7 protein-coding genes are annotated in these 9,738 nt (G+C 74.3%); 6 read left to right on the top strand and 1 reads right to left on the bottom strand.

Annotated features, from left to right (window positions below):
• Both GTR00_RS07275 and GTR00_RS07280 read left to right on the top strand, forming a co-directional pair.
• A partial coding sequence (locus tag GTR00_RS07275) for a multifunctional oxoglutarate decarboxylase/oxoglutarate dehydrogenase thiamine pyrophosphate-binding subunit/dihydrolipoyllysine-residue succinyltransferase subunit (protein WP_205705268.1) occupies positions 1–3,550 on the top strand: 3,550 nt, incomplete at its 5' end.
• Positions 3,551–3,701: 151 nt separating this feature from the next.
• Complete coding sequence (locus tag GTR00_RS07280) at positions 3,702–4,304, top strand: GDSL-type esterase/lipase family protein (RefSeq protein WP_166610969.1); 603 nt, start codon at positions 3,702–3,704, stop codon at positions 4,302–4,304.
• A gap of 39 nt (positions 4,305–4,343) precedes the next feature.
• Here the strand turns inward: GTR00_RS07280 and GTR00_RS07285 are convergent, their stop codons facing one another.
• Positions 4,344–5,066 (bottom strand): AAA family ATPase, encoded by a 723-nt coding sequence (locus tag GTR00_RS07285; RefSeq protein ID WP_323132309.1) that lies wholly within the window; start codon positions 5,064–5,066, stop codon positions 4,344–4,346.
• Between the two features lie 46 nt (positions 5,067–5,112).
• On the opposite strand from GTR00_RS07285, the gene GTR00_RS07290 reads away from it, so the two are divergent.
• From GTR00_RS07290 to GTR00_RS07305, 4 genes are all read left to right on the top strand, one after another.
• Positions 5,113–6,915 carry a DUF7800 domain-containing protein gene (locus GTR00_RS07290; RefSeq protein ID WP_166610970.1) on the top strand — a complete coding sequence of 601 codons (1,803 nt, stop codon included), beginning with the start codon at positions 5,113–5,115 and terminating at the stop codon, positions 6,913–6,915.
• Positions 6,916–7,005: 90 nt separating this feature from the next.
• A complete protein-coding gene (locus tag GTR00_RS07295; RefSeq protein ID WP_205705269.1) occupies positions 7,006–7,932 on the top strand; it encodes an ABC transporter substrate-binding protein in 927 nt (308 codons plus the stop codon).
• Positions 7,929–8,930, top strand: a complete 1,002-nt coding sequence (locus GTR00_RS07300) for an amino acid ABC transporter permease (protein WP_166610971.1) — start codon at positions 7,929–7,931, stop codon at positions 8,928–8,930. Before GTR00_RS07295 ends, GTR00_RS07300 begins: the two co-directional genes overlap by 4 nt.
• Complete coding sequence (locus GTR00_RS07305) at positions 8,927–9,718, top strand: amino acid ABC transporter ATP-binding protein (protein WP_166610972.1); 792 nt, start codon at positions 8,927–8,929, stop codon at positions 9,716–9,718. The genes GTR00_RS07300 and GTR00_RS07305 overlap by 4 nt, the downstream gene beginning before the upstream one ends.
• Positions 9,719–9,738 lie beyond the last annotated feature (20 nt).

The following is a 9,738-nucleotide window of genomic DNA, read 5'->3' on the forward strand; positions in this document are numbered from 1 at the left end:
CCGCCACGATCGAGCTGTCGCTCGCGGCCCTGCTGCTGGCCGTGGCCGTCGGGATCCCCCTGGGGTACCTGGCGGCCCGACGACGCCCGCCCCGGTGAAGGCGGCAGCCCCGGCGCCGGCGGCCGCCCCGGCGACGCCCCGGGAGCAGCCGCCCGCGCGGGCGGCCTTCCCCGAGAACGACACCGTGGAGAAGCTGCGCGGCCCGGCGGCGCGCGTGGTGGTGAACATGGAGGAGTCCCTCGAGGTCCCCACCGCCACGAGCGTGCGGGCGGTCCCGGCGAAGCTGCTGGTGGACAACCGCATCGTCATCAACAACCACCTCAAGCGGGCGCGCGGCGGCAAGGTCTCCTTCACGCACCTGATCGGCTACGCGGTCGTCGAGGCCCTGGGGCAGATGCCCTCCATGAACGCGGCGTACGCGCTGGACGAGAAGGGCAAGCCCGCCGTCCTGCACCCCGCGCACGTCAACCTCGGCATCGCCATCGACCTGCCCAAGCCGGACGGCAGCCGCCAGCTGATGGTGCCGGCGGTCAAGGAGTGCGAGACCAAGGACTTCGCGGAGTTCTGGGCCGCCTACGAGGACGTCGTGCGCCGCGCCCGCGCGGGCAAGCTCACCACCGAGGACTTCGCCGGCACCACGATCAGCCTGACCAACCCCGGCACCATCGGCACCGTCCACTCGGTGCCGCGCCTGGTCAAGGGCCAGGGCGCGATCATCGGCGTCGGGGCGATGGAGTACCCGGCGGAGTACCAGGGCGCCAGCGAGGAGACCCTCACGCGGCTGGCCGTCAGCAAGGTCATCACGCTGACCTCCACGTACGACCACCGCATCATCCAGGGCGCCGGCTCCGGCGAGTTCCTGCGCGTCGTGCACACCAAGCTGCTGGGCGAGGACGGGTTCTACGACCGCGTCTTCCGGGCGCTGCACATCCCGTACCAGCCGATCCGCTGGACCTCCGACATCTCCGTCTCGCACGACGACCAGATCAACAAGACCGCGCGCGTGGTCGAGCTGATCCACGCGTACCGGGTGCGCGGGCACCTCATGGCCGACACCGACCCGCTGGAGTACCGCCAGCGGGTCCACCCGGACCTGGAGGTGGAGTCGCACGGCCTGACGCTGTGGGACCTGGACCGCGAGTTCCCCACCGGCGGCTTCGGCGGCAAGGCGCACATGAAGCTGCGCGACGTGCTGGGCGTGCTGCGCGACTCCTACTGCCGCACCGTCGGCATCGAGTACATGCACATCCAGGACCCCGAGCAGCGCCGCTGGATCCAGGACCGGGTGGAGCGCCCCTACGCCAAGCCCAGCGCGGCCGAGCAGCTGCGCATCCTGCGCCGGCTGAACGCCGCCGAGGCGTTCGAGACGTTCCTGCAGACCAAGTACGTCGGCCAGAAGCGCTTCTCGCTGGAGGGCGGGGAGTCCGTCATCGCGCTGCTGGACGCGCTGCTCTCGCGCGCGGCCACGGCCGGCCTGGACGAGGTGTGCCTGGGCATGGCGCACCGCGGCCGCCTCAACGTCCTGACGAACATCGCCGGCAAGAGCTACAGCCAGGTGTTCCGCGAGTTCGAGGGCGTGCAGGACCCGCGCACCGTGCAGGGTTCCGGCGACGTGAAGTACCACCTGGGCACCGAGGGCACCTTCACCGGCGAGGACGGCGAGCAGACGAAGGTCTACGTCGCGGCGAACCCCTCGCACCTGGAGGCGGTCGACCCCGTCCTGGAGGGCGTGGCGCGCGCCAAGCAGGACCGCCTGAACAAGGCGGGCGCCTCCTTCCCGGTGCTGCCCGTGCTGCTGCACGGCGACGCCGCCTTCGCCGGGCAGGGCGTGGTGGCCGAGACGCTGAACCTCTCGCAGCTGCGCGGCTACCGCACCGGCGGCACCGTGCACGTGGTGATCAACAACCAGGTGGGCTTCACCACCGGGCCCGCCTCGGCGCGCTCGTCGGTGTACGCCACCGACGTCGGCCGCATGATCCAGGCGCCGATCTTCCACGTGAACGGCGACGACCCCGAGGCGTGCGTCCGGGTGGCGCAGCTGGCGTTCGAGTTCCGCCAGGCGTTCGACAAGGACGTCATCATCGACATGGTCTGCTACCGCCGCCGCGGGCACAACGAGGGCGACGACCCCTCGATGACGCAGCCGCTGATGTACAACCTCATCGAGAAGAAGCGCAGCGTCCGCAAGAGCTACACCGAGCAGCTCATCGGCCGCGGCGACATCTCGGTGGAGGACGCCGAGGAGGCGCTGCGCGACTACTCCGCGCAGCTGGAGCGGGCGTTCGCCGAGACGCGCGAGTCCGGCACGGGCGCCAGCGGCGACGGGCGCGGCGGCCTGGAGCGCCCCAGCGCGCAGGAGGCCGACGACCGGGCCCCGGTGTGCAGCCGGCCCACGGCGGTGGACGCCTCGGTGCTGGAGCACATCGGGCGCGTGCAGGCGAACCCGCCGGAGGGCTTCACCGTCCACCCCAAGCTGCGCCAGCTGCTGGACAAGCGCGAGCAGATGTCGCGCGAGGGCGGCGTGGACTGGGGCTGGGGCGAGCTGCTGGCCTTCGGCTCGCTGCTCATGGAGGGCACCCCGGTGCGCCTGGCCGGGCAGGACTCCCGCCGCGGCACGTTCGTCTCCCGGCACGCGGTCCTCACCGACCGCGTGACGGGCGAGGAGTGGACGCCGCTGCTGTACCTGGGCCGCGAGGGCGCCGAGCAGGCGAAGTTCTGGATCTACGACTCGCTGCTGTCGGAGTACGCCGCGATGGGCTTCGAGTACGGGTACTCCGTGGAGCGCCCCGACGCCCTGGTGCTGTGGGAGGCGCAGTTCGGCGACTTCTTCAACGGCGCGCAGACCGTCATCGACGAGTTCATCGCGGCCGGCGAGCAGAAGTGGGGCCAGCGCTCCTCGGTGGTGCTGCTGCTGCCGCACGGCTACGAGGGCCAGGGCCCGGACCACTCCTCCGGGCGCATCGAGCGGTTCCTGCAGCTGTGCGCCGAGGACAACATGACGGTCGCCGTGCCCTCGACGCCGGCGAGCCACTTCCACCTGCTGCGCCGCCAGGCGTACGCGCGCCCGCGCCGCCCGCTGATCGTCTTCACCCCGAAGTCGATGCTGCGCCTGAAGGCCGCGCAGTCGGCCGTGCAGGACTTCACCTCCGGCACGTTCCGCGAGGTGATCGGCGACGAGGGCGGCCTGGACGCGGCGGCCGTGGACCGCGTGCTGCTGTGCAGCGGCAAGGTCTACTGGGACCTGCTCGCCGAGCGCACCAAGCGCGACGACCGTCGCACCGCGATCGTGCGGGTGGAGCAGCTCGCTCCGCTGCCGGTGGAGGCGCTGCGCGAGGTGGCCGGCACGTACGCCGACGCCGAGCTGGTGTGGGTGCAGGAGGAGCCGGCCAACCAGGGCGGCTGGCAGCACGTGGCCATGCACCTGTACGCCGAGCTCGGCGGACGCCTGCGCCGCGTCTCGCGCCCGGCCTCGGCGTCGCCGGCGGCCGGTTCCGCCAAGCGCCACCAGGCCGAGCAGCAGCAGCTCGTGCGCGAGGCCTTCGACCGCTGAGGCACGCCCCCGACGCCCCCGTCGCCCGCCCGGGCGGCGGGGGCGTCCTCGTGCCCGCCGCCCGGCGCCGCCCGGCCCGCGGGGGCACTATCCTCGCTGCGGCACTCCCCACCGACGACAGGAGCACCACCCCCGTGCGCGAGGACCAGCTGTGAACGGCCGCTACGACGTGCGGGTGTGCCTGGTGGGCGACGAGTTCGTGACCGGTGTGGGCGACCCGCGCGCGCTGGGCTGGGTGGGGCGGGTCTCGGCCCGCACGCCCCGCGAGGACCGCGACATCACCCTGTACCCGCTGGGCGTGCCCGGCGAGACGACCACCGACCTCAACGCCCGCTGGCGCGACGAGACCGCCCGGCGCTTCGCCGGCGGCGACGAGCACCGCCTCGTGGTGGGCCTGGGCCACGCCGACCTGGACGCGGGCACCACGCTGGCGCGCAGCCGGCTGAACCTGGCCAACGTCCTGGACGAGTGCGAGGCGCGCGGCCTGCCCACCCTCGTGGTGGGCCCCACGCCGGTGGCCGACGAGGAGCGCAACGACCGCATCGGCGACCTCGCCGACGCCTTCGCCGACGTCTGCACCCGCCGCCGCGTGGTCTACGTGGACACCTTCAACCCGCTGGCCACCCACGAGGACTGGTACGCCGACCTCGCCGCCGGCGACGGCGTGCACCCCGGGCAGGCCGGGTACGGGCTGCTGGCGTGGCTGGTGCTGCACAGCGGCTGGTACGACTGGCTGGGCGTGCCGCAGCCCTGAGCACCCCCGCTGCGGTCCCGGGCGGCCCCGGGCGCGGCCTCAGGGCAGGTGCCGCCAGTACCGCTGGGGGGCGTCCAGGAAGAAGCGCCACTCGCGCACCAGGTCCAGCTCCTCCCACTCCACGGCCGTGGCACCGCGCTCGTCGAGCTGGAGCACGTGCGCGCCGGGCAGCGCCGTCAGCAGCGGCGAGTGCGTGGCGCACAGCACCTGCCGGCCCTGCCCGGCCAGCTGCGCCAGCGAGGCCCCCAGCAGCAGCTGGTTCTCGAACGACAGCGCCGACTCCGGCTCGTCGAGCAGCAGCACCGACGCCTCGCGCACCCAGCGGCTGCGCAGCAGCACCTCGCCGAAGCCCTCGCCGTGGCTGAGGCGGTGCAGCGGGTGCACCGGCGGCGGGCCCTCGCCGTCGTGCCCGGCGTCCTCCAGGTAGGTGTAGAAGCGGTGGGCGGTCTCCGCGCGCAGGAAGAAGGCGCTGCCGCGCCGGCCCGGTGAGCGCACCGCCCGCAGCCGCGCGGCCAGCCCCGAGCGGTCCGCGCCGCGGCCGCGGTCCGCGCCGGCGCGGTGGGCGCTGGAGCCGCCCTCGGGGTGCACGCCCAGCACCTCCGCGACGGCCTCGACGATCGTGGACTTGCCCGCGCCGTTGGCGCCGACGAGGAACGTCACCCCGGCGGGCAGCTCCAGCCCCTCGGTGAGCAGCTGCGTCACCGCCGGTATCGAGTCCGGCCACGCAGCGGGGTCGACGGCGGCGTCCGGGTGACGCTCCACGCGGCGCACGCTTCGCGCATCGGTCAGCACGGTCCAAGATTGCCGGATGCCCACCACCGACGAGGTCCAGCCCGCGGCCCACGACGCGACCGGGGACGGGGCGAGCGCCGCGCTGCTGCTCGGCCCGCTGCTGCGGTACGTGGACGACACCAGCGCCAGCGTGTGGGTGGAGACCCGCACGCCCGCGCGGGTGCGGGTGGAGGTGGACCTGCCCGGCGGCCGGCGCGCCGACGGCGCCACCGGCACGCTGACCCTGCACGGGCACCACTTCGCGCTGGTCGTCGTGCCGGGCCTGCCCGCCGGGCAGCGCCTGCCCTACCGGGTGCTGGTGGACGACGGGGAGGGCGAGGCGCTGGCGTGGCCGCCGCCGGCGGCGTCGTGGCGCTGGCCGGCCAGCGAGATCCGCACGCCCGAGCGCGGCGCGGACCTGCGCCTGGCGTTCGGCTCGTGCCGGCGCGCCGGCGACGACGGCCCGGAGTCGGTGCGCCTGGTGGGGGTGGACGCCCTCAGCGCCCTGGCGCACCGCATGGTCGGCGAGCACCACGCGGAGGAGCGCTGGCCGGACCTGCTGCTGTTCGTGGGCGACCAGGTCTACGCCGACGACCCCACCCCGGCGCTGAAGGAGCGGCTGCGCGAGCGGCACCGCGGCGGGCCCGACGCGGGGGAGGACGTGCGCGAGGAGATCGGGGACTTCGAGGAGTACACCTGGCTCTACCACGAGACGTGGGGCCCGGAGGCGGTGCGCTGGCTGCTGTCCACCGTGCCCACCTGCATGCTCCTGGACGACCACGACCTGCGCGACGACTGGAACACCTCCGACACCTGGCGCCGGGAGGTCTCGCGGGCGCCGTGGTGGCGCGACCGGGTCGCCGGCGCCTTCGCCAGCTACTGGGTCTACCAGCACCTGGGCAACCTCTCCCCCGAGGAGCTGGCCGGCGACGCGCTGCTGGCGCGGCTGCGCGCCGAGCCCGACGACGCCGAGCGCGACCGCCTGCTGGACGGCTTCGCCCTGCGCGCCGACGAGGACCCCTCCACCGCCCGCTGGAGCTTCTCGCGCGACCTGGGCCCGGTGCGGCTGGTGGCGGTGGACTCGCGCTGCGCGCGGCGCCTGGCGCCGGGCGCCCGGCGCATCGCCGACGAGGCCGAGTGGGGCTGGGTGCGCGAGCAGGTCCTGGGCGCGCAGGACGAGGAGCGCGAGGACGGCCCGGCCCGGCACGTGCTGCTGGCCACGACGCTGCCGGCGTTCCTGCTGCACGGCATCCACCACGCGGAGGGCTTCGACGAGGCCGTCGCCGACGGCGCGTGGGGGCCGCGGGCGGCGCGGTGGGCCGAGGCGCTGCGCCAGGCCGCCGACCTGGAGCACTGGGCGGCGTTCCGCTCCTCCTTCGGGGACCTGGTGCGCCTGCTGGGCGACGTGGCGGCCGGGCCGCGCCCGCCGTCGAGCGTGCTGGTGCTCTCCGGCGACGTGCACTGCAGCTACACCGCGCGGGTGCGGGTGCCCGGCGCCGGCGAGGACGGCCCGGCGGTGCACCAGCTGGTGATGTCGCCGTTCCGCAACCCCCTCTCGCGCGGGGTGCGCCTGGCGAACCGGCTGCTGGACTCCCGCCCGGCGCGCACGCTGACGCGCGCGCTGGCCGCGGCCGCGGGCGTGCGCGACCCGGACGTGTCCTGGCGGGTGGAGAACGGGCCCTGGTTCGACAACGGCGTCATGACGGTGGTGTGCGCGCAGGACGGCACCGCCGCCGTGGAGGTCGACCACGCCGTCGACGACGGCGGGCGCCCGCGGCTGCGCAGCACGCTGCGCCACCGGCTGAGCGCGCCGGGGCGCGAGCGTGTGACGTCTGCGTAACAACCGCCCCCCGCGGGGGGCGGGGTGCGCGGCGGGCCTGCGCGGTGGGCCACACTGTGCACGCTCACCACGACTCCGGAGGTCATCGAAGTGCTCCTGCGCACCCCTCGCCGGTCGGTCCTCGGCGCCGCCGGCACCCTCGCCCTCGCCGCCCTGGCGGTCGCGGGCTGCGGTTCCGACTCGCTGTCCGAGGGCTCGGGACCGGCCTCCCCGTCCGCCACCGGCTCCACCCCGGCCCCCTCGGTGACCGCCGACGCGGCCCTGACGGCGATGCTGCCGCAGTCGGTGCGCGACTCCGGCGTGCTGCGCGTGGGCACCAACGCCGAGTACGCGCCCAACGAGTTCCTGCGCGGCACCGAGGTCGTCGGCATGGACGTCGACGTCATGGACGCCGTGGCCGCCAAGCTGGGCGTGCGGACGCAGTACGAGAACGCCTCCTTCGACTCCCTGATCACCGGCGTCAGCGCGAACCGCTACGACGTGGCGATCTCGTCGTTCACGATCAACGACGTGCGCAAGGAGCAGGTCAACATGGTCCAGTACTTCAACGCCGGCACCCAGTGGGTGGTGCAGGCGGGCAACCCGCAGGGCGTGGACCCGGAGAACGCCTGCGGCAAGCAGGTCTCGGTGCAGACCGGCACCACGCAGGAGCAGGACGACCTGCCGGTGCGCCAGCAGGCGTGCCGGGACGCGGGCCAGCCGGAGATCCAGGTGCTGACCTTCGACTCGCAGGAGGACGCCACGGCCGCCCTGGTGCAGGGCCGCGTGCAGGCGATGCTCGCCGACTCGCCGATCTCCGCCTACGCCGTGCAGCAGACCGGCGACCAGCTCGAGCTCGCCGGCGGGATCTACGACGCCGCCCCCTACGGCATCGTCGTGCCCAAGGACCAGCAGCAGACCGCCGAGGCGGTCTCGCAGGCGCTGGCCGCCGTCTCCGAGGAGGGCGCCTACGAGGCGGCCCTGGCGAACTGGGGCGCGCAGGACGGCGCGGTGACCGACTTCCCCGTGAACCCGTGAGCGTCGGGCAGGACCGCCCCGGCGGCGCGGCCGGGGCGGGCGGGGACGGGCGGGAGCGGCCCGGGCGCATCGACGCCGCCGAGGTGCGCCACCCCTGGCGCTGGGTCGCGGTGGCCGTGATCGCGGTGCTCGCGCTCATGCTGGCGCACCTGCTGGTGACGAACGAGAACTTCGACTGGGCCTTCACCCTGGAGGCGATGAACCAGAACATCGTCATCCGCGGGTTCCTGGTGGGCACGCTGCTCACCACGGTCTGCGCGATGGTGATCGGCGTCGTCGGCGGCGTGCTGCTGGCGGTGCTGCGCCTGTCGGACAACCCCGTGCTGCGCGCGGTGTCGTGGGTGTACACGTGGTTCTTCCGCGCCGTGCCGCGGTACGTGCTGCTCACCTTCGTCGGCGGGCTCGGCGCCCTGTTCGCCACCGGGTTCTCCCTGGGCGTGCCGTTCGACTTCCTGCTGACGCAGTGGTTCGGCACGCCGGAGCTGCGGCTGCTGACGGTGGACCAGCAGCGGGTGTACGCGCTGCTGGGCGGCGTCCTGGGCGGCATCCTGGGCCTGGGGCTGTCCGAGGCCGCCTACATGGCCGAGATCGCCCGCGCCGGACTGCTCAGCGTGGACCGCGGCCAGCACGAGGCCGCGGAGTCCCTGGGCATGACCAAGCGGCTGGCGATGCGCCGGGTGGTGCTGCCGCAGGCGATGCGCGTCATCGTGCCGCCCACCGGCAACGAGGTGATCGCGATGCTCAAGGACACCTCCCTGCTGGTGGCGATCCCGGTGAACGCCGAGCTGTTCTTCCGCCTGGGGCAGATCAAGAACCAGACCTACGAGGTGGTCGCGACGAACATGGCGGCGATCCTGTACTACCTGCTCGCCACGAGCGTGCTCATGGTGGGCCAGTACTTCCTGGAGCGGCGCTTCGGGCGCGGCTTCGGGGCCTCGGCGAAGGGGACCGGGCCCGTCGCGGCCGGCGTCTCCCTGGGCGCCGGGGGGTCGAAGTGAGCGCGGCGGCGGGCGCGGGCGCGCCGGTCGTGCGCGCCGTGAACGTCCACAAGTCCTTCGGGCACGTGGAGGTGCTGCGCGGCGTGGACCTCGACGTGCACGCCGGGGAGGTCGTGTGCCTGCTGGGGCCCTCCGGCTCGGGCAAGACGACGTTCCTGCGCTGCATCAACTCCCTGGAGCGCATCGACGGCGGGCGCCTGTGGTTCGACGGCGAGCTCGTCGGCCTGGAGGAGCGCGGCGGGAAGCTGCACCGCCTGACCGACGCGCGCATCGCCCGCCAGCGCCGCGACATCGGCATGGTGTTCCAGCGCTTCAACCTCTTCCCGCACATGACGGCGCTGGAGAACGTCGTCGAGGCCCCCGTGCGGGTGTGCCGGGTGCCGAAGGCGCGCGCGCGCGAGCAGGCGGTGGCGCTGCTGGAGCGCGTCGGGCTGGGCGACCGGGTGCACAACTACCCGGCGCAGCTGTCCGGCGGTCAGCAGCAGCGCGTGGCGATCGCCCGCGCCCTGGCGATGCAGCCCAAGCTGATGCTGTTCGACGAGCCGACCTCGGCGCTGGACCCCGAGCTGGTCGGCGAGGTGCTCACGGTGATGCGCGAGCTGGCCGCCGAGGGCACCACGATGGTCGTGGTGACCCACGAGGTGGCCTTCGCGCGGGAGGTCGCCGACCAGGTGGTGTTCATGGACGGCGGCGTGGTCGTCGAGCACGGCGCGCCCGCCGACGTCATCGGCAACCCGCGCCACGAGCGCACCCGCGCGTTCCTGGCGCGGGTGCGCGACGCCGGCTGAACCCCGCACCCCTCCGCAGC

The sequence above is a fragment of the Kineococcus indalonis genome (assembly GCF_009906395.1).
GTDB classification, from domain to species: domain Bacteria; phylum Actinomycetota; class Actinomycetes; order Actinomycetales; family Kineococcaceae; genus Kineococcus; species Kineococcus indalonis.

Coding starts and splice junctions, on each gene's coding strand:
- GTR00_RS07290 (WP_166610970.1), top strand. CDS start 5,113: ATGCCCACCACCGACGAGGTCCAGCCCGCGGCCCACGACGCGACCGGG.